This window comes from Bradyrhizobium sp. 172 (assembly GCF_023101065.1).
GTDB lineage: Bacteria > Pseudomonadota > Alphaproteobacteria > Rhizobiales > Xanthobacteraceae > Bradyrhizobium > Bradyrhizobium canariense_D.
The window spans coordinates 2,806,957-2,827,757 of record NZ_CP064701.1 but is presented as its reverse complement, the minus strand read 5'-3'; the positions used below and the strand labels follow the sequence as shown (position 1 = coordinate 2,827,757).

The window sequence follows — 20,801 nt, the reverse complement described above, 5'->3', positions numbered from 1 at the left end:
AATAGGATGTTGGAGAAATTGGCGGACAAGCCGTCCGGGTGGGGATGGCTCGGAGATCCGCGCAAGCGGCATGATCCGGACTGTGGGCTTGCGTAGCGCGCAGAGCTCGCGGGGGGACGCGTACAAGTAACGAGGGCTCGGACTGAACATGGCGAACACTCCGAAGAAGGTCAAAGACCCCACAGAAGATGCGCTTTCTGCAATCCAGGAAGCCCTGAACATCAGCGACACGGCCGCGGACACCAGCCGCAACGCCTCGATGCGCAACGAAACGTCGCCCCCCGTCGCGCCACCGGCTCCCCCGATGTTCGACGAACCGAGCTTCGACGCGCGCCCTGCCGCGAACGAACGCGCGATGTTCGACCAGATCGAGGAGCCGCGCTCCTCGCGCCGCGCCGCCAATGACGACCGTGCGACCATCGGCCAGCTCTTGCAGACGTTGCAGACGGGACGCCCGACCCGCAACATCTACACCGGCGCGACAATCTTCACCGTCATCTGGCTGGCCGCCTGCGCCGCGCTGACGGTCGGCTTCCTGCCTTCGATCCAGGCGGCGATGGGCCAGAGCGGCGGCGTCTTGGCCATTGCCGGCCTCGTCACGATGTTCTTTGCGCCGATCATGCTGTTCTTCTTCCTGGCGAGCCTCGTCTGGCGCGGCCAGCAAATGAGCTCGGTCGCGCAGGCGATGGCCCAGGTTGCGATCCGCTTCTCCGAGCCGGAAGGCTCGGCTTCCGATTCCATGGTGACCGTCGGCCAGGCCATCCGCCGCGAGGTTGCGGCGATGGGCGACGGCATCGAGCGCGCCATCGCGCGCGCCGGCGAACTCGAGACGCTGGTCGCCAACGAGGTCGCGGCGCTCGAACGCGCCTATTCCGACAACGAAGTGCGCATCCGCGCCCTGCTCCAGGACATCGCGCATCAGCGCGACAATCTGGTCGGCCAGGCCGAGCAGGTCCGCAGCGCCATCTCCGGCGTGCAGATCGATTTGCGCCATGACATCGCACTGATCTCGGACGCGATTGCCTCGCGCGTCGACGAGGTCGCCAAGTCCATCACCGGCGCCCTCGAAGAGCGCGGCGCCCACATCACCGGTGCGCTCAGCAACGCCGGCGACAACATGATCCTCGCGCTCGGCGAGCGCGGCGGCGACCTGCTCGACCGCCTCGAGGAGGCCAGCAACGAGACCACCCGCGCCGTGCTCGACGCCAGCGAGCGGCTGACCACCAGCCTCAATTTCAAGACCGGCCACGTTCACGACGAGTTCGTCGACCTCGCCGACCGCGTCCACGAGATGCTGAACGAGCGCATCGACCGCATCACCGGCGAGTTCGAACAGCGCTCCGCCGCGATCGTCGACGGCATCTCCGAGCGCACCGAGCAGGTCCACGACAGCCTGAAGAATTCGTCGGACTCGCTGCTGCTCGAGCTCGAGCTGCGCTCCAACGACCTCTCCGCCAAGATCGACGACGCCGGCAACCGCCTCGCCGGCCAGATCATGACCTCCGGCGACAAGGCCAGCGAAGCACTCGACGCCACCGTCAACACGCTGGTCGCCAAGGTCGTCAGCCAGACCGAGACCGCGCACGACTCGCTGTCGCTCCAGATGAGCGCCTTCGACGAGCTGGTGAAGAACCAGGGCACCGAGCTGGTCGAGAAATTCGCCCGCGACTCCGGCACGCTGGGCGCGCTGATCACCCGCCACATCTCCGAGTTCGACCGCACCGTGAAAACCTTCGGCGGCGAGATCGTCGATCGGATGGGCCAGCGCACGCAGGACATCCATGAGTCGCTGAAGACCTATGTCGACAATTTCGACACCCGCTTCACCGCCAATGGCGGCGCGATCACGGCTGTGCTCGACCAGCGCCTGGTGCAATTCGAGACCACGATCGGCGAACGTGTCAGCAATCTCGATGCCTCGCTGAACGGCAAAATCTCCAGCCTCGACTCCACGATCGACGGTCACATCAAGACCTTCGACGAGCAGCTCGTCGGCCGCGTCGCCGCGCTCGAACAGTCGTTCGATACCCGTGCGAAGTCGGTCACCGAGACAATCGACGGACGGCTCAACAACCTCGCCTCGTCGCTGACCGACGGCGCCGCGCAGGCGATCCAGTCGATCGACTCCCGCCTCACCCACCTCACGACGTCGCTGACCGACGGCGCGTCTCAGGCTGTCGAGACCATCGACAACCGCCTCAACCATCTCGCGAGCTCGCTGACGGATGGCGCATCGCAGACCATCCAGACGATCGACACGCGCCTCACGCATCTGACGACCACCCTCACCGGCGGCGCGTCGCAGGCGCTCGAATCCATCGACACGCGCCTCACCTACCTGACCAGCGCGGTGACGAACGGCGCCTCGCAGGCCGTGCAGTCGATCGATTCCCGCCTCACCCTGCTGACCTCGACACTTACGGACGGCACCGCGCAGGCGATCGAGGCGGTCGATCGCCGCATCACCGGCGTCGCCGAGATCATCGATGGCCGCAGCATGCACCTGACCGACACGGTCACGGCGCGCTTCCAGGACATCCAGCAGGCCATCGAGACCAAGGTCGGTGCCGTCGCCAGCGACATCGACGTGCGCGTGGCACAGTTCGAGGACCTGCTCGGCTCGCGCGTCGAGGCCGTCGCCGGCCGCATCGAGAGCAGCGGACGCCAGGCCAGCGAGGACATGATGTCCCGCGCCGAGATGATCTCGACCGCGATCCGCTCGCATGTCGAGGACGCCGAGCGCTCGCTCACCAACCTCGTGGTCAACACCAGCGAGACCATCCAGACCGGTGCGCGCACCGCGCAGCAGTCGCTGATGACAGTTTCCTCCGACGTCAATGCCCAGCTCAAGATGACCTCAGCCGAGGTCGAGCGCGCGCTGACGGCCGTCGGCACCGGTGCCGCGAACTCGATCCTGACCAGCGCCCGCGAAGCCCAATCGACGCTGGTCGCCGCGTCGGGCGATGCGTCCAACCAGATCAAGGGGCTCGCGGCCGACGTCGAACGCACCCTGTCCTCGGCAGGTTCGGCGACCGCCGCCTCGATCCTGGCCGGTGCCCGCGAGGTGCAGACCACGCTCGTCACGGCGTCCTCGGACGCGGCCAACCACGTCAAGACTCTCACCGCCGACGTCGAACGCACGCTGTCGTCAGCAGGCTCGGCGACCGCCGCCTCGATCCTGGCCGGTGCCCGCGAGGTACAGACCACGCTCGTCACGGCGTCCTCGGACGCCGCCAACCACGTCAAGACCCTCACCGCCGACGTGCAGCGCTCGCTGTCGATGGCCGGCACCACAACGGCGGAATCGATCACCGCCGGCGCTCGCGATGCGCAGAGCGCGCTGATCGCGGCGTCGAGCGAGACCGCCAACCAGATCAAGGCGCTGTCCTCGGACGTGCAGCGCTCGCTCTCGATGGCGGGCACGGCGACGGCCGAGACCATCATGACCGGCGCTCGGGAGGCTCAGAACACGCTCGTTGCCGGATCCTCGGATGCGGCGGCCCAGGTCAAATCGCTCGCGGCCGATGTGCAGCGCTCGCTTTCAATGGCCGGAACCACCACCGCTGAAACCATCACGGCTGGCGCCCGCGAAGCCCAGAACATGTTGGTCACCGCATCTTCCGAGGCGGCTAACCAGGTCAAGTCTCTCGCCACCGAAGTGCATCGGTCGCTCTCGCAGGTCGGCCAGTCGACCGCCGAGACGATCACGACCAGCGCCCGCGATGCCCAGAGCACCCTGCTGGCGGTCTCCGCCGAACAGACCGGCCAGGTTCGTTCGCTGGCGGCCGAGATGCAGCGCGCGCTGGCGACCGCCGGCGGGGCCACCATCGAGGCGCTCACCAGCGGCGTACGCGAGGCCCAGGGCACGCTGATCTCCGCCTCGACGGACGCTGCGAGCCAGATCAAGTCGCTGACTACGGACATCGAGCGCACGCTGACCTCGGTCGGCGCCGACACCGCCTCGACCATCCTCAACAGCGCGCGTGAGGCGCAGACCTCGCTGACCTCGACCTCGGCGGATGCCGCAAGCCAGATCCGCACGATCTCGAGCGAGATCGAGCGTACGCTGAGCACGGCCACCGCGAACGCGACCAACGACATCCAGACCAGCGCGCTCAACGCCCAGAACGCGATGATCAACGCCTCCAACGAGGCGAGCTCGCGGGTCAAGTCGAGTTCGGCCGACGTCGAGCGCTCGGTGCTCGCCGCCAGCAGCAGCTTCGGCCAGGCCATGACCGGCAAGACCGACGAGATCGTCACCTACGTGCAGCAGCAGTCCGACCGTCTCGCCAACATGATCGACGCCAAGCGCGGCTCGCTCGTGGACGCGATCGGCTCCAAGGCCAGCCAGCTCACGCTCGACATCGACCGCGTCACATCCGACGCGCTGAAGTCGATCGAGACGCGCGGACATGCGTTCTCGCAGACCATGATGGGCAACGGCTCCGAGGTGGCGCGAACCATCAACTCGGCGAGCGAGATGGCGACGGGTGCCGTCAACAAGTCGCTCAAGGACCTCGAGCAGGCCTCCCGCGCGGCAATCGACCAGTCGCGCCAGGTCTCGATCGCGGCCGTCACCGAGATGCAGGAGACCAGCAAGATCCTGCGCACCGACACGGTCGCGCTGTTCGAGCGCCTGCGCGAAGGCAACATCCTGCTCCAGGAGGTGCTGACCGGTGCGCACGATAACCTCAACTCGCTCGAGCGGGCGCTGGTGACGCGCGTCGCCGACTTCGTCTCGGCGATGAACGACGTCACCTCGCGCAACGGCGCTGCGACGCAGAACCTGGAAGACCAGCTCAACGTCTTCAACAGCAAGACCACGCGGGCGCTCCAGGATCTCGGCGAGCTGTCGACCCAGTTCGACGCGCACGGCAAGGCACTGGTCGAGGCCGCGCAGGTCGTCGAGCAGAGCAACAAGAACACCACCGCCTCGCTCGCCGAACGCAAGGAGGCGCTGGAATCGCTCGTCACCACGATCGACCTGCGCACGGCCGATCTCGACCAGCGCCTGTCGCGCTTCACCGGCCTGCTCGATGAATCGCTGGCGGCCGCCGAAGAGCGTGCCCGCGACATCGCCCGCGTCGTCGCGGAGACCGCCGGCGCCGGTTCCGCCGCGATCACCCGCCAGTTCGAGGCGGTGCGGTCGGCCTCCGAAGAGGAGCACCGGCAGACCGTCGAGGCCATGCACGACATCTACCGCCAGACCACCGACGAGGCGGATGCGATGTTCAAGCAGTCGACCGAGAAGTTCACCAACCTCGTCTCCAGCATGAAGCAGATGGCCTTCGAGATGCACAACGAGCTCGAAGCCACCCGCAACGAGCTGCGCCGCGGAGTGCTCGAGATGCCGCAGGAGGCCGCCGAGAGCACTGCGCAGATGCGCAAGGTGATCGTCGACCAGATCGAGGCCCTCGCCGAGCTCAACCGCATCGTGGCCCAGCACGGCCGCGGCCTCGACGTCTCCACGACGGGCCGCGCCAGCGTGCAACGCCAGGAAGAGCCGATGCTGGCGGCCGTCGGCGCGCGCAGCACCGAAACGCGCATGCGCGAGAGCGCCAGCGCCTCGACGCTGCCGCCGCCGGACCTCGGCATGCCGGCCTCCTCGCGCCGCACCGAAGCTCCCCCGGTGGCGCCGGCCGTCAATGACCAGGGCCGTGACGGCTGGTTGTCCGACCTGCTGAGCCGCACGGACGCCAACCAGGGCGCGCCCACCGGACGTGAGCCCCAGCGCGGCCGCCAGGCTGCACCGGCTCCGCAGCCGCAGGCTCCGCAAGGTGGCGGCAATCCGCTGGAATCCTTGTCGCTCGACATCGGCCGGCTGATGGACCGCAACCTCGCCTCCGAGATGTGGGACCGCTACCAGCGCGGCGAGAACAAGGCCTTCACCAAGCGCCTCTACACGCCCGCCGGCCAGAAGGCCTTTGACGAGGTCGCCCGCAAGTATCGCTCCGACCGCAACTTCAAGGCCACGGTCGACCGCTATGTCGCCGAGTTCGAACGCCTGCTCGACGAAGTCGCCCGCGACGGCCGCGGCCCGCAGGAGCTGCGCAACCACCTGACCTCGGAGACGGGCCTGGTGTACACGCTGCTCGCTCACGCAGCGGGCCGGCTGGGATAAGCGGTCAATCGCCAAGACGCATGACGAATGAAAACGGAGGCCTCACGGCCTCCGTTTTGTTTTGGGGAGGTTGTTGTGCGCCTCCACAAACTCGTCATTGCGAGGAGCTCTTGCGACGACGCAATCCAGACTGCTTATGCGGAGACGGTCTGGATTGCTTCGCTTCGCTCGCAATGACGAGGTGAGAGACGCGTGCAACGTCGCTACTGCCGCCTGCGCTCGGGCGCCGCGGCTGGCTTCGGCGGCTCTGGCGGCGGTGGCGGCGCGGCTGGCGGTGCGTTGTTGCTGGCGCCGAACAGGACGCGGGTCGGGTTGCGGTCGAAATTGTTGACGGCGCGGCTGATGTCGCCGAGCGTGCGGCGGCCGTCGGTCATCAATGCGCCGGAGCGCTTGTCGAAATCGTCGGCCAGTTCACGGATCGACTTCACCGCCAGAAACAGCTCGCCGCCGTCCTTGCCGCCGGCGAGCGTGTTGAGGCCGAGCATGAGGCTGTCGGCCTTGAGCATGACGCCGTCGACCTTGGCCATCACGCCGTCGATCTTCTCGGCGTTGCGGGCGAGCGAGTTGGTGAAGGTCTCGAGATTCTTCAGCGAGTTCTTCACCGACTCCTGATTGTCGGCGACGATCTTGTTGATGTTCTGCAGCGTGCCGCGGATCGCCTCGGTGACGTCCTGGAGCTTGTTGGGATCGGCCGTCAGCGTCGGAATGCCGTCCTCGTCGAGCGGCGGCGCAGGCGCCGCCTCCTCGCCGCCCTTGAGCGAAATCGCCGCGACGCCGGTCAGGCCCTGGAATTCGAGGCCGACCAGGGTGTCCTTGCGGATCGGGGCGTTGTTCTCGACCATGGCAAGTGCGACAACCCGCCGCGGGTTGTCGAGCTTCACCGAGACCACCTCGCCCACCCGGATACCGTTGAAATTGACGCTGCCACCGTTGCGCAGGCCCGCGGCCGGGCCCTCGAACACGACGCGCAGAGGGCTGCGCTGCTTAGTGGTGTGCAGCGACTGAAACCACAGCACGAAGCCGATCGCAGCGGCGATGACCGCCAGCGTGAACGACCCGATCAGCACGTAATTTGCGCGCGTTTCCATCAGCTACTCCGGCATCTCAGCCCATCACCGCGCGAGCGCGCTTGCCATGGAAATATTGCCTCAGCCAGGGATGCTGCGAGGCCTGCATGTCGGCGATCGACCCTGCCGCAATGATCTTACCGTTGCCTAAAACGGCGATGCGGTCACATGCTGTGTAAAGGCTATCGAGGTCGTGGGTTACCATGAAAACGGTCAGCCCCAAAGTCCGCTGCAAGGTCCTGACCAGCTCGTCGAAGTCGCCGGCGCCGATCGGGTCCAGGCCCGAGGTCGGCTCGTCCAGGAAGACGAGATCCGGGTCGAGCGACAGCGCGCGCGCCAGCGCCACGCGCTTGATCATGCCGCCCGACAGTTCCGAGGGAAAGCGATCGACGACTTCAGGCTTGAGACCCACCATGGTGAGCTTGGCGATGGTGATCTCGTCCATCAGCCGTTGCGACACCCGCAGATATTCGCGCATCGGAAACTGGATGTTCTGCCGCACCGTGAGCGAGGAGAACAGCGCGCCCTGCTGGAACAGCACGCCCCAGCGCCGCTCCACGTTGCGACGCTGCGACGTATTGGAGGCATCCAGATCGACTCCGAACACCTCGATGCTCCCTGCGAGCTTCGGCACGAGGCCGATGATCGTGCGTGTCAGCACGGACTTGCCCGCGCCGGAAGGGCCAACGAAGCCCAAAATCTCGCCGCGCTTGACGTCGAGGTCGAGGCCGTCGAGCACGCGCGTCGCGCCGAACTGCACGGTGATGTCGCGGACGCGGATGATGGGGTTCTGGATCTCGCCTGCCATCCTCACATCCCGATCGAGGCGAAGAAGATGGCGAACACGCCGTCCATGACGATGACGAAGAAGATGCCCTTCACCACCGACGCGGTCGTGTGCTGGCCGAGCGATTCCGCACTGCCCTGCACGGCGAGGCCCTCGACGCAGGCAACGATGCCGATCACCGCAGCCATCACCGGCGCCTTGACGATGCCGACGATGAAATGGTCGATCGAGATGGCGTCGCGCAGGCGCAGCAGGAAGGCTTCGGGATCGACGCCGCCGTAGAGCCAGGCGACAAGACCACCGCCATAGAGTGCGGCCATCGCGCCGAGGAAGGCCAGGATCGGCAGCGCCAGCACCAGCGCCAGCATGCGCGGCAGCACCAGCACCTCGATCGGATCGAAGCCCATGGTGCGCAGCGCGTCGATCTCCTCGCGCATCTTCATCGAGCCGAGCTCGGCCGTATAGGCGCTGCCCGAGCGGCCGGCGACCATGATCGCGACCAGCAGCACGCCGATTTCGCGCAACACCAGCACGCCGAGCATGTCGACGACGAAGATGTCGGCGCCGAACCTGCGGAAATGGAAGATGCCCTGCTGGGCAATGATGCAGCCGATCAGGAAGGTGATCAGCACCACGATCGGCACCGCGCGCCAGCAGACCTGCTCCAGATGATGCACGGTCGAGGTCAGGCGGAACGAGCGCGGATGAATCAGGGTACGCGCGCCCGCTGCGAGCACCGCGCCGAGCATGTCGATCAGGCCTGCCACGGTGCCGGCAACGCCGGCCACGGTCTGGCCGATCTGCTCCAGCATGCCGGTGATGGTGATCGTGCTGGTGTCGATGACGGGCGTTGCCCTGACCCGCCGCACCTCGTCCACGAGGCTCGAATAATTGGCGGAGAGGCCGGCGATCTGCGCCTCGACGGCGCCCTGCGTCAGGCTGCGGCGCAGCCGCTCGATCAGCCAGGCACCAAAGGTGTCGAGCTTGGAGACCTCGGACACGTCGATGAAGATGCTTTGTGGGCCGCCGGCGAGCTTCTCGGCGTCAGCCACCATCCGCTCCAGGACCGGCGCGAAGCTCGCGGTCCAGGTTCCGGTGGCGCAGAGTGCCAGCGCATTGCCCTTCGCAATCCGTTCCAGCTTCGGATCGCCGTTCAAGATGTCCGCTCCCGTGCCGGGGCGCGAGAAACGGTTGAAATCAGATGGTTGCGCACGCGCCCTTACCCGGAGAAGGTATCCCCAACTGGTTAACCTTAGTTGCTAGAGGTAACCAGCAGGTTCAGATTTCGCCAGAGTTCAAAATGACTTCCAGCAAAGTTCCTGCCCTCGCCGCGCGAATCGAGCGCTTTCCCATCGCAGGCAGTTTCACCATCAGCCGGGGCGCCAAGACCGAGGCCGTCACCGTTGTGGCCGAGGTCCGCCGGAAGGGCCTGACCGGCCGCGGCGAATGCGTGCCCTATCCCCGCTATGGCGAGACGCCGGAGGCGACCCTTGCCGCCATCCAGGCCATGCAGGACGCCGTGGCCCGCGGTCTCACCCGTCAGGCCCTGCAAGCCGCCATGCCGCCCGGGGCGGCCCGCAATGCCCTGGATTGTGCCCTGATCGATCTGGAAGCCAAGGCGGCCGGATTGCGGGCCTGGAGCCTGCTCGACCGCCCGGCGCCGGGCGAGCGCACCACGGCCTACACGATCTCGCTGGACACGCCCGAGGCCATGGCGGCGGCGACCGCCAAGGCGGCGCACCGGCCGCTGCTCAAGATCAAGCTCGGCGGCGACGGCGATCCGGAGCGGATCACGGCGGTGCGCGAGGCGGCGCCCGAATCCGAGCTGATCGTGGATGCCAACGAAGCCTGGACCGAAGCCAATCTGGAGCAGAATCTTGCGGCCTGCGAGGCCGTCGGCGTCACCTTGGTCGAGCAGCCGCTGCCCGCGGGCCAAGACGACGCGCTGGCGCGGATCAAGCGGCCGCTGGTGGTTTGCGCCGACGAGAGCGTGCACGACCGCACTTCGCTGGCGTCACTCCGAGAGCGCTACGACGCCGTGAACATCAAGCTCGACAAGACCGGCGGCCTGACCGAGGCGCTGGCCATGGCGGACGCCGCGCAAGCGCTCGGCTTCGAGATCATGATCGGCTGCATGGTCGCGACCTCGCTGTCGATGGCGCCTGCGATGCTGGTGACGCCGCAGGCGCGCTTCGTCGATCTCGACGGCCCGCTGCTGCTGACGCGCGACCGCGATCATGGCCTGCGTTATGATGACAGCCTGGTCTACCCGCCGGACTCGTCGCTCTGGGGATGAGCTTTCAGCCGGTGCCGCGCCGACCAGATCACAAGCGCACCCACACCGGCCATCGCGGCCATGACGTAATACAGGCCGTCGCCGATGCGGGCGTAGATCGCGCCCGACGCGATCGAGGTGGTCGCACCCAGCAGCCCGTTGCACGCGGCGTAATAGCCCTGCCCCCGCGCGATTTGATGCGACGGCACGCGCTGCACCAGCAGACTCATCGTGCCGAGAATGGTCATCCCGAAGGTGAGGCCGTGGCCGAGCTGCACGACCGCGAGCAGCGCGAGCGGCGGGTCGTACGCGGTGACGACCCAGCGCACGACCGCGCTCGCGCCCCCGATCGCCATGAGCGAAGACGGGTGCAGCGAGAAGCGCGGCGACAGCGCGAACACGACGATCTCCGCGATCACCCCTAACGTCCAGAGGCCCGCGATCGTCAGCCCGCCGAGACCGTGGGCCTGCCAGTTGATGGCCGAGAACGTATAGTACGCGACGTGACTGCCCTGGATCAGCGCGGCCGAAACGATGATGGCCCTGAAGCCGGCATCGCGCAGCAGCGCCTTGCTGGCGTGCACCGCCGTCGTCCGTCGCCTGACATCGTCAAGCGGCTGCAGCAGCATGCCGGCGGCGACCGCAACCACGGCCCAGGCGACGATGACCCAGATCAGATCGCGCGCCGCGATGTGGTCTACGAGATAGCCGCAGGCGAGCGAGCCGGCCGCGAAGGCTGCCGAACCCCACAGTCGCACCGGCCCGTAATCGAGCCGGTAGCGGGCGACGCCACGCAGCGCATAGGCGTCGGTCAGCGGCATGGTCGGCGTCCACATCATGCAGGTCAGCGCATAGATCAGGAACAGCGCCAGCGGCTGCTGCTGCAAGCCGACCGCCGTGAACCCGATCGCCGTCGCCAGCACGGAGATCATCATGCCGGCGCGAATCGCATGTCTCTTTTCAGCAAAGGCGGTGATCTGCGGCAGCGTGGTGAAGCGTGTGATCGCCGGCAGCGCGTTGATGAGGCCGATCCAGGCCGCGTCGATGCCGATCGCCTTCAGCCAGACCGGAAAGAACGGCAGATGCGTTCCCGACACCGCGAACACGGCCGAGTAGAACAGCGCGAGGCTCACGGCGAATCGCCGCTTCTGAGATGCTGCGATGGGGATTTGTGATTCGCCTGCCATCAAACCAATTGCGATTCGGTCGATATCGTGATGATCGTTACTGTAACGCGCGGTGATTTGCGCGACGAGATTGACATGGCCAACGAAGCATTCGCCCTCTCGCCTATGTCTGCCCGTGCGGCCGAGCCGAACGAGCAGGATTACGACGCGATCCGCGAAGCCTTCATGGAGACCGCGCGCGGCCGCTGGTTCCTCGGCGAATACGCCAAGCGCAACCGCAATGCCGATACCCGCATGGTGCTCGACGCGGTCGCGAAAATCGAAGAAGCCCTTGCGGCACAGCGCCAACCCGTCGTCGAGGACCGCCTCCCCGAAGCCTTGGTCGCCATCCGGCACGCGATTCGTGAAGCCGAGACGATCGCAATCGCGGCGTTCGATCCTGCTGCGATCGAGGCGAGCCTCGCACCGATCCCGCGCGGCCTGCGCATCATCAAGGAGATCTCCTGGCGCTGGCGCGAGATCGGTGCCGACGGCCGAATCTGCGACCTGATTGATTCGCAGCTCGCCTCGATCGAGGCGGCCTGCGCGCAGGTTTCGACCATCGACCCTCGCTCCGACCTCAAGGCCGCATTCGATCTGCTCAAGGACCGGATCGACCAAACCGACGCTGACGCAACACCGCAGGCCGCGCGCCCCTCGCCGGCTCCGGTGCAGGAGACACCGTCGTCCGCTGCGGAAGCTCCGCTGGCGGAGGCCGCGCCTGCGGCGATGGCCAGCGAAGCACCCGTGGCTTTTACGGAGGCGCCGCAGGACATCGCAGAGGCGATCGAGCCCGAAGCCGCCACGGACGCGGCCGGAATCGTCTCCGAGGCCTTCTCCGTTGCCGAGCAGGCGACGGACGCCGCGCTCGAGCCGGAGACCATCGCCGAGAGCCGGATCGCGCCTGAAGACATCGCTTTTGAAGAGCCGGCCACTGAGGCTTTCGCGGAGGTGACGGACGAATTTTCGCTCGATGCCGCCGCCGAAGCCGAGGACGAAGCCATCCTCGAGGCCATCGCGCTGGAGATGGCCGCGCCCGACCCCGAATTCGACGAGATCATCGAACCGGTCGAGATGGAAGCGACGGTTCCGGAGCCGGTGGTTGCGGAGGCCGCAGCGCCCATAGCAGCCGAGATACCGGAGCCGATCACACCTGAGCCGGCCGCAGCCGAGCCAGTCGCCGCCGCAGCGGTCGTGGAGGAGCCCGTAGAGGAAGCGCCGATCGCGATGGAATCGCTGGCGCGCCTCACCAACGCCATTGCGGAAGCCGCCGCCGAAGTGATGGAGCAGCCGGCGCCCGTCATGGCAGCATCCGCGACATTCGGCGCGGCGCAGGCCACGACGCTCCCGATGACGTCGCCGGTTCCGGAAGCTTCGCTTGGCGCCACCATCCTCGCCAGCGGCAACCTGCAAAAGCCCCGCGCCGCCGCCAACGATCCCATGGCGCCAATCCGCCGCATGACCCAGGCCGAGAAGATCGCGTTCTTCTCGTAAGGGGATGCGGCCTGCTCCGTCTCGTGTCCCGGACAAGCGAAGCACAGATCCGGGATCCAGGAGCCACAGCTTCCGTCGCCACATGGCCCCGGCTCTGCAGCGCACCATCGAAGAGAGGCTGCGCTACGTCGGGGGCACGAGAGCCGCGTGAGGAAAACGCTCTCTCCTCAACGTCATTGCGAGCGCAGCGAAGCAATCCGGATTGTCACCGCGGAAAGACTCTGGATTGGTTCGCTACGCTCGCAATGACGGATGATCAGCGATCACCCGCAATTCCACACCGCACCGATCGGCGTCCGCGTCCAGCACGGCCCAAAACTGCCGCCATTGTAGCGGCCGCCGCCGAAGCCGGGCCGGCCGAAATAGCGCCACTCACCATCCCAGCCGTAATATTGGGGAACTGGATCGATGTACCAATGGCGCCGGTCGCTAGGCGATATCCGCCGCATCGCTTCCTTCTGCTTGTAGAGGGGAATGCTGTTGCTCAGCGGCTGGCGATAGCCCGGCAGGAAGCCGTAACCATGCCAGGCTTGCTTGGGACGCTTTTGGATCGGAGCAGCCGGCGCGACTGCCGGCAGCAGCGATAGGACGATAGCGACAGATAGACATAAAAGGCGTGACATGGATGCACGATAGACGGCCGCTTGCGGAATGACCATTCAAATTCGAGTGCCAAGTAACAAAGCCCTCACGAAACCGAATAGCAGATCGAGCGGCAGGAATCCTATCGATTAAGGTGTAGAAATATGATTGGCGAAGTGATTGTCATTGGCGATCTGCAATTGCGTAACGGCGCCTCTGTCGACGAACACGACCGGCTCGGCGCGCGCATGTACGACATCGTCAGCCGCCTTCCCGGCTTTGTGTCGGTCAAGTCGTTCAAGGCCGACGGCGGCGAGGAGCTCACCGTGTTCCGCTTTGCCTCGGAGGAAGCGCTCGAAGCCTGGCGCACCCATCCCGAACATGTCGAGACGATGAAGCGGGGACATGCCGAATTCTACGCCAGCGGCTTCCTGCAGATCTGCAAGGTGATCCGCGAGGTCGGACCATTCGAGCACGCGTGACGCGGACCCGCATCGTTCGATCGTGCGCTGCTAGCTGATCACACCCTTCCTGATCAGGAAGCATCCGTAACTGCTGCTGTCGCCGACCTGTACGACGCCAAAGCTCGCCGCCGCCGCGCGATAAAAATCCGGCCGCGAGAGTTTTCCGGGCGTGACGGGCCGGCCGGCGGCACGCTCGATCTCCGCGAGCACCGCGCGCTGCACGTCGGGGACGCGGTCGGGATCGTCGACCGGCATCATCACGCGGACCGGATCGGGATCGAAATCGTCGAGCGGATAGACCGACATGATGGCGCGAATCGCGGTCTCCATGCTCATGCCCGGCAACTGGATCAGGCGCTGCGAATGCGTGCTCTGCGCGATGCGCGCCGAGGGGTGATTGGCATCGACGAAAGCAAGATCGTCGCCGTGGCCCATGGAAGCCAGTAGCCAAAGCAGGTCGGGCGTGAGGATCGGATCGATCGATTTCAGCATGTGACGGACTGTCCTCCCATTGGGCGCCCACCTTGGCAGGTTCCAAGCGTGATTCAGATCACGCAGCCTACCATGGTGATGGGGATCACGGACATCAAACTCGAACGCGGCCAAGTTTGCCGGCAACCAATACCGTATCGAGATCAGTGCCAAGGGAGCACGCCATGTTCCGCCTAAAACCTTTCCTGATGACGGCTAGCCTGCTGGGGAGCCTGTTCGGCTTTGCCTGCGGCCCAGTTTCCGCGCAAGTCGCCCCGGTCGAGCCGGCCCCGACCGCGCTGCAAGGCCCGGAACAGCGTGTCGCGCTGGTGATCGGCAATTCGAACTATCAGAACGCGCCGCAGCTCGCCAATCCGGACAACGACGCGGAGTCCATGGCGAAGTTCCTGAACTCCGCCGGGTTCGAAGTGGTCGCCGCGACCGACCTGACCCAGAACGACATGCTCCGCGTCGTCCAGGACTTCTCCGCCAAAGTGTCGGCGCGTGGTCCGAACACGGTGGCGATGGTCTACTATGCCGGTCACGGCGTGCAGCTCGCCGGCGAGAACTACCTCGTTCCTGTCGACGCCAAGGTCTCGAGCCAGACCGAACTCGTCAACAACTCCGTCCGCCTGGTCGACGTGATGTCGACGCTGGAGACGATCCCGAGCCGTATGCGCATCGTCATCCTCGATGCCTGCCGCAATAACCCGTTCCCGAACGTGAACGATGCCGGCCGCGGCCTGGCCATCGTCGATGCCCCGAACGGCTCGATCGTCGGCTACTCGACCGCGCCGGGCGCCGAAGCGCAGGACGGCACCGGCGGCCACAGCCCCTACACGCAGGCCTTCCTGAACGTCGCGCGCGAGCCCAACGTGCCAATCGAGCAGCTGTTCAAGCGCGTGCGCCTCGAGGTGAACCAGACCACCAGCGGCGCGCAGATCCCGTGGGAGAGCTCGTCGCTGACGTCTGACTTCACTTTCTTCGGCGACACCGCCGTTGCCGCCAGCCGCACGCCGGTGAATACGCCTGTGGTGCAGATGGCCTCCAATCTGCCGAGCCGCTCGACCCGCCAGGCCTATGACTACGTGGTGTCCGAGGCTCGGCCGGAGTACTATCAGGAATTCATCACAATGTATCCGCACGATCCGCTGTGCGATCACGTCCGCTGGCTGCTCAACAATCTGCTGCTCACGCAGGCCTGGCACAAGGCGGTGCTCGCGAACTCGCCGCTCGGCTACAAGAACTTCTATGACAGCTACGGCAACACGCCCTATGCGCAGGTCGCGCTGAAGCTCCAGATGCAGCCGAAGCAGATCCCCTTGATGCAGGCGACCAAGTTCCTGGCGCCGCAGAATATCGCCCCGACCTTCAAGATCGGCAATCTCGGCCAGCCCAAATACATGCCGCTGCAGCAGGGCAATGGCGGTGCGCAAGTGAACAGCAATTTGCCGATCGTGCAGAAGTCGGGCGACAATAACGGCATCGGCAAGCTCGGCAATGGCGGCCAGATCGTCAACCTGCCCGCGGGCAACAACCAGCCCAACCAGCAGAACGGCACGCCGTCGCAGACCCCGGGCAAGATCGTGACCCTGCCTGCGCCAACCAACACCACCAACAACAATGGCGGCATCGGCAAGATCGTGACGCTGCCTGCGACCAACAAGACGCCGAACGGCGGCAGCAATGCCGGCACTGCCAACGGCACAAGCAACGGCACTCCCGGCAAGATCGTGAGCATGCCGGTCAATGTCGGCAAGGGCGGCACGACCATCGATACGAAGCCCGTCAATGTTCAGACGCAGAACAACCCGATCCGCATCAACAACGGGGCGAAGATCAGCAACAACCCCGTGAACAAGGTGCAGGTGCAGAACAACAATCACCCGCAGTTCAATGAGACCAACCGGAACGTCAACAGTGGCAGCAACAACTTCCGGCAGTCGATGAACCTGAGCCAGGGTGGCAATGGCGGCAACAACCACCGCGGCTTCATGCACTGATCGCGGTCGGCCACACACGACAAAGGGCAGAGCGGAGACGCTCTGCCCTTCTTGATGTCAGAAGATTAGAATATCAGGCCACCAGCTCGGCAAACAGATCAGCGTCGACATTGCCGCCGGAGAGCACGATGATGACGTTCTTGCCGGCAACATCAAGTCGTCCCGCAAGCAGCGCGGCCAGGCCGACCGCTCCGCCCGGTTCGACCACGAGCTTCAGCTCGCGATAGGCAAACGCGACGGCCGCGCCGACTTCCTTGTCCGAGGCGGTCACGCCGCGCGCGAGCAGCTTGCTGTTGATCGCAAACGTCATCTCGCCGGGGATCAGGGCCATCAGCGCATCGCATATGGTGCGGCCGGCGGGTGCGTGCGGCTCGCGGTGGCCCGCGGTCAGCGACAGGCCGTGATCGTCGAACGCGTCGGGCTCGGCCACCACGATCTCGGCCAGCGGAAAACGCGCCTTCACAGCCGTTGCAACGCCGGCGATCAGGCCGCCACCGGAGGCTGGCGCCACCACGATGTCGGGGCTGAGGCCGAGCGCCGCCATGTCCTCGGCGATTTCGCGGCCGGCGGTGCCTTGGCCGGCGATCACGAAGGGATCGTCATAGGGCCTGACCAGCGTCGCGCCGCGCTTCTCCGCGATGCCGCGCGAGATCGCCTCGCGGTCGTCGCGGTCGCGGTCGTACAGCACGACCTCGGCACCGTAGGATTTGGTGCGCTCGCGCTTCGACAACGGCGCATCCGCGGGCATCACGATGGTCGCCTGCATGTCGAGGATCTTTGCCGCCGCCGCCACGCCCTGGGCATGGTTGCCGGAGGAGAACGCAACCACGCCGCCGGCGCGCTTGTCCTGCGGGATCGAGGCGACCTTGTTGAAGGCACCGCGAAACTTGAACGACCCGGTGCGCTGGAGCATCTCCGGCTTGAGATAGACCTTTGCACCGACACGCTCGTTGAGCACGGGAAAGGACAACAGCGGGGTGCGGACGGCGAAGGGTGCGATCACGCGTGCTGCGGCGTCGATATCGGCAGGGCCGATCGGGAGAAGCTGTTCTGTCATGCCTGATGTTATCGCGCCGGATGAGGCGCGGGCAAGGCATCTCCGCGCGAGGGCTTCTTCCCCTCAGGCGACGAATCGCGCCGGTTCTGCCCCGTTCCGGCCGGGCATCACGGCGCCGACGGCCAAAATGCTGTCGACAAAAGCCCGGGCCGAGGCCTCCCAGGTGTAGTTGGCGGCGAATTCCACGCAGTCCTGCCGGCAGATATCCAGCGCGGCGAAGCAGGCGCTGCGCAGATCGTGATCGAGCGCGCCGACCGGCGCATCGCCGATCACGTCGCGGGGCCCCTTCACCGGAAACGCCGCGACAGGCAGGCCGCTCGCCAAGGCTTCGAGCAGAACGAGGCCGAACGTGTCGGTCTTGCTCGGAAACACGAAGACATCGGCGGCCGCGTAGATGTCCGCCAGCTCCTCGCCATGCTTTTCGCCGAGGAAGATCGCGTCCGGATAGGCCTCCTCCAGCGCGACACGCGCCGGGCCGTCACCGACGATCACCTTGGTGCCGGGCAGCTCGAGGTCGAGGAACGCCTCGAGATTCTTCTCCACCGCGACCCGACCGACCGAGAGGAACACCGGCGCCGGCAGGCAGAGATCGATCGCGCGGGGATGGAACAGATGGGGGTCGACGCCGCGCGGCCACAGCACGACATTGTCGAAGCCGCGCTCGGTCAGCTCACTGGCGAGCGCCGGCGTCGCCGCCATCACGGCGCGGCTGGGGCTATGGAATCGGCGCAGCGCCCGCCAGATCAGCGAGCCCGGCACCGGCACGCGGGCGCGGACATATTCGGGAAAGCGGGTGTGGAAGCTGGTCGTGAAGGGCAGCTTGCGCTGCCGGCAATAGCGGCGGACCATCAGGCCGATCGGCCCCTCCGTCGCGATGTGGATGCTGTCCGGGCGCGCCTCTTCGATCAGCTTCGCGATTCTGCCCGGGCGCGGCATGGCCACCCGCACGTCCCGATAGCTCGGCATCGCAAAGGTGCGGAACGATTGCGGCGTCAGGAACGAGAATTCGACGTCGAGACTTTTCGCGGCGTCGGCAAGCTTGGTCAGCGTCCGAACCACACCGTTGACTTGCGGGTGCCAGGCGTCGGTCGCGACCAGGATGCGCATCAGGCTGCCTTTCATGCAGCTCTGGCTGCGACCTGCGGGACCTGTGCCGGCTTCTCGGCCTGGTCCGCCCAGGTGATGATCTCGAAATGGCCCTCGTCGTGCTCGACCAGCGCCGTGCAGCTCTCGACCCAGTCGCCGCAATTCATGTAGCGGATGCCGCCCTCGTCGCGGATCACCGCGTAATGGATGTGGCCGCAGATCACCCCGTCGGCATCGTGGCGTCGCGCCTCGGCGGCGAGCGCCTGCTCGAACGCGCCAATATAGTTGACGGCGTTCTTGACCTTCTGCTTGGCCCATTGCGACAGCGACCAATACGGCACCTTGAACATGCGCCGGAAGAAGTTGACGAAGCGATTGAGCTGAATCGCGAAATCGTAGGCCTTGTCGCCGAGATGGGCGAGCCAGCGTGCGTTCTGCACCACGAGGTCGAAGATGTCGCCATGGATGACGAGATACCGCTTGCCGTCCGCGCCGGTGTGGACGGTGTTCTCGACCACGTCGATGCCGCCGAAATGCGTGCCGTAATAGTTGCGCAGGAACTCGTCGTGATTGCCGGGGATGTAGATGACCTTGGCGCCCTTGCGCGCCTTGCGCAAAAGCTTCTGGACGAGGTCGTTATGCGATTGCGGCCAATGCCAGCTCGATTTCAGCGCCCAGCCGTCGACGATATCGCCGACGAGATAGATCGTGTCGGCATCATGGAAACGCAGGAAATCGAGCAGAAGATCGGCTTGAGAACCGCGGGCTCCGAGATGAACGTCGGAGATGAACAACGTGCGAAAGCGCCGCTCCGGGCTCTCGTCACTCACATCGTAACTTCCCATGCGCCAGCCTGTAACAATGTCCCGTGACAGGGGGATGACCAATCGAACCTTTGAGGCACCCTCAGATACGAATCGCGCTTGCCTCGCCCACCCCGCGAATATCAGTCGCATGCGACAATCAGGCGACATGGCGTCGCGGCAGCCTCCGCAAGAACCCGGAGCTGCATGGCGGGAGGGACTAGCGGTGGCGCGCTCGCGACCGGCGTTCAGTAAAATTTATGGAAATGATGGATCGGGCCGTGTCCGTGGCCGACGCTGAAGCGGTCGGCGGCGGCGATCGCCGCGCTGATCCAGGTCTTGGCGTTGCGCACGGCGCGCTCGAGATCTTCGCCTCTGGCGAGCCCTGCGGCGACCGCCGAGGACAGCGAGCAGCCGGTGCCATGGGTGTTGCTTGTGGCAACGCGCGGCGCGGCGAGCGCGATCGTGGTGCTGGCATCGACGAGATAATCGATACTCTCGGCGCCCTCGCCGTGGCCGCCCTTGATCAGGACCGCACGACTGCCGAGCGCCAGCAGCCGGCGCCCCTGGCTTTCGATCTCGGCCTCGCTGGCCGCGACCGGCTCGTCGAGCAGAGCCGCGGCCTCGGGCAGATTGGGTGTGATCACCGAGGCCAGCGGCATCAGCTTGATGCGCAGGGCATCGACGGCATCGGACGCGAGCAGGCGATCGCCCGACGTCGCCACCATCACGGGATCGAGCACGATATGCCCGGGCGCCCAGCGCGACAGCGCGGCCGCGATCGCATCGATGCTGGCGGCTTGCGCCACCATGCCGATCTTGACCGCGCCGACCTCGAGATCGGAAAACACCGCGTCGATCTGCGCGGTGACGAATTCGGCGGGCACGGCGTGAATGCCGGTGACGCCGCGGGTGTTCTGCGCCGTCAGCGCCGTGATGGCGGAAGCGCCAAAAACGCCGAGCGCGGCAAAGGTCTTCAGGTCGGCCTGGATGCCGGCGCCTCCGCTCGAATCGGAGCCGGCAATGGTCAGCGCTACGGGTGTCGTCATGGGGCGCTCTTCAGCGTTTTCGAAGCCATGGCCCGTCCTAGCGCGCCTCTCCCAGCCCAGCAAGTTCGCTTGCTAAATCCGGCCGGGTTTGGCCTATTAGCCGTCAGATATGCTTTCGGAGTGACCGCGATGGTTCCCTTTTTCGTCCAGATCAAATGCAAGCTCGGCCAATCCTATGTGGTCGCCAATGCGCTTGCCGAAGCCGAGATCGCCTCCGAGATCTATTCCACGGCCGGGCAATACGACCTGCTGGTGAAGTTTTACGTCGACAACGACACCGATATCGGCCACTTCGTCAACGAGAAGGTGCAGGTGCTGCCCGGCATCCAGGACACCCTCACCATCATCACCTTCAAGGCGTTTGGCGCGAGTTGAC

General features: G+C 65.9%; 16 protein-coding genes. 6 read left to right on the top strand and 10 right to left on the bottom strand.

Going from position 1 to position 20,801, the window contains the following annotated elements; genetic code table 11:
• The first annotated feature begins 148 nt into the window (after positions 1–148).
• Positions 149–6,121 carry a negative regulator of septation ring formation gene (locus tag IVB07_RS13390; RefSeq protein ID WP_247767721.1) on the top strand — a complete coding sequence of 1,991 codons (5,973 nt, stop codon included), beginning with the start codon at positions 149–151 and terminating at the stop codon, positions 6,119–6,121.
• A gap of 203 nt (positions 6,122–6,324) precedes the next feature.
• Here the strand turns inward: IVB07_RS13390 and IVB07_RS13385 are convergent, their stop codons facing one another.
• From IVB07_RS13385 to IVB07_RS13375, 3 genes are read right to left on the bottom strand one after another with little or no spacing between them, the layout of a single operon-like run.
• Entirely contained in the window at positions 6,325–7,209 is an 885-nt protein-coding gene (locus tag IVB07_RS13385; RefSeq protein ID WP_247361746.1) for an MlaD family protein, read from the bottom strand.
• Positions 7,210–7,225: 16 nt separating this feature from the next.
• Complete coding sequence (locus IVB07_RS13380) at positions 7,226–7,996, bottom strand: ABC transporter ATP-binding protein (RefSeq protein ID WP_247361744.1); 771 nt, start codon at positions 7,994–7,996, stop codon at positions 7,226–7,228.
• Between the two features lie 2 nt (positions 7,997–7,998).
• Positions 7,999–9,132, bottom strand: coding sequence for an ABC transporter permease (locus IVB07_RS13375; protein WP_085394489.1), 1,134 nt, complete (start codon positions 9,130–9,132; stop codon positions 7,999–8,001).
• Between the two features lie 143 nt (positions 9,133–9,275).
• On the opposite strand from IVB07_RS13375, the gene dgcA reads away from it, so the two are divergent.
• Positions 9,276–10,271 (top strand): N-acetyl-D-Glu racemase DgcA, encoded by a 996-nt coding sequence (gene dgcA / locus IVB07_RS13370; protein WP_247361742.1) that lies wholly within the window; start codon positions 9,276–9,278, stop codon positions 10,269–10,271.
• On the opposite strand, the gene IVB07_RS13365 is transcribed toward dgcA, so the two are convergent.
• Positions 10,241–11,437: a major facilitator superfamily domain-containing protein 6 gene (locus tag IVB07_RS13365; protein ID WP_247361739.1), complete on the bottom strand. Its 1,197-nt coding sequence runs from the start codon at positions 11,435–11,437 to the stop codon at positions 10,241–10,243. The two genes, dgcA and IVB07_RS13365, sit on opposite strands and share 31 nt — an antisense overlap.
• Before the next feature lie 75 nt (positions 11,438–11,512).
• On the opposite strand from IVB07_RS13365, the gene IVB07_RS13360 reads away from it, so the two are divergent.
• Positions 11,513–12,910, top strand: a complete 1,398-nt coding sequence (locus tag IVB07_RS13360) for a hypothetical protein (RefSeq protein WP_247767720.1) — start codon at positions 11,513–11,515, stop codon at positions 12,908–12,910.
• 263 nt (positions 12,911–13,173) lie between these two features.
• On the opposite strand, the gene IVB07_RS13355 is transcribed toward IVB07_RS13360, so the two are convergent.
• On the bottom strand, positions 13,174–13,533 hold the full coding sequence (locus IVB07_RS13355; RefSeq protein WP_247368281.1) for a hypothetical protein: 360 nt from the start codon (positions 13,531–13,533) through the stop codon (positions 13,174–13,176).
• 123 nt (positions 13,534–13,656) lie between these two features.
• Here IVB07_RS13355 and IVB07_RS13350 point away from each other — a divergent pair, with 123 nt between their 5' ends.
• Positions 13,657–13,974 carry an antibiotic biosynthesis monooxygenase gene (locus tag IVB07_RS13350; protein WP_247361730.1) on the top strand — a complete coding sequence of 106 codons (318 nt, stop codon included), beginning with the start codon at positions 13,657–13,659 and terminating at the stop codon, positions 13,972–13,974.
• 30 nt (positions 13,975–14,004) lie between these two features.
• Here IVB07_RS13350 and IVB07_RS13345 read toward each other — a convergent pair whose 3' ends face one another.
• Positions 14,005–14,448 carry an RbsD/FucU domain-containing protein gene (locus tag IVB07_RS13345; protein WP_018457525.1) on the bottom strand — a complete coding sequence of 148 codons (444 nt, stop codon included), beginning with the start codon at positions 14,446–14,448 and terminating at the stop codon, positions 14,005–14,007.
• Positions 14,449–14,612: 164 nt separating this feature from the next.
• Here IVB07_RS13345 and IVB07_RS13340 point away from each other — a divergent pair, with 164 nt between their 5' ends.
• Positions 14,613–16,430, top strand: a complete 1,818-nt coding sequence (locus tag IVB07_RS13340; RefSeq protein ID WP_247767719.1) for a caspase family protein — start codon at positions 14,613–14,615, stop codon at positions 16,428–16,430.
• Positions 16,431–16,503: 73 nt separating this feature from the next.
• Here IVB07_RS13340 and IVB07_RS13335 read toward each other — a convergent pair whose 3' ends face one another.
• The 4 genes from IVB07_RS13335 to thiD form a co-directional block, all read right to left on the bottom strand.
• Positions 16,504–17,487: a threonine/serine dehydratase gene (locus IVB07_RS13335; protein WP_247361722.1), complete on the bottom strand. Its 984-nt coding sequence runs from the start codon at positions 17,485–17,487 to the stop codon at positions 16,504–16,506.
• Positions 17,488–17,550: 63 nt separating this feature from the next.
• Positions 17,551–18,594 (bottom strand): glycosyltransferase family 1 protein, encoded by a 1,044-nt coding sequence (locus IVB07_RS13330; RefSeq protein WP_247364618.1) that lies wholly within the window; start codon positions 18,592–18,594, stop codon positions 17,551–17,553.
• Between the two features lie 11 nt (positions 18,595–18,605).
• Positions 18,606–19,418: a UDP-2,3-diacylglucosamine diphosphatase gene (locus IVB07_RS13325; protein WP_247361719.1), complete on the bottom strand. Its 813-nt coding sequence runs from the start codon at positions 19,416–19,418 to the stop codon at positions 18,606–18,608.
• A gap of 206 nt (positions 19,419–19,624) precedes the next feature.
• The gene (gene thiD, locus IVB07_RS13320; RefSeq protein WP_247361715.1) at positions 19,625–20,425 is read right to left on the bottom strand and encodes a bifunctional hydroxymethylpyrimidine kinase/phosphomethylpyrimidine kinase; all 801 of its coding nucleotides are present in this window, start codon (positions 20,423–20,425) and stop codon (positions 19,625–19,627) included.
• A gap of 129 nt (positions 20,426–20,554) precedes the next feature.
• Here thiD and IVB07_RS13315 point away from each other — a divergent pair, with 129 nt between their 5' ends.
• Positions 20,555–20,800: an Lrp/AsnC family transcriptional regulator gene (locus tag IVB07_RS13315; RefSeq protein WP_007602021.1), complete on the top strand. Its 246-nt coding sequence runs from the start codon at positions 20,555–20,557 to the stop codon at positions 20,798–20,800.
• Position 20,801: the final 1 nt, after the last annotated feature.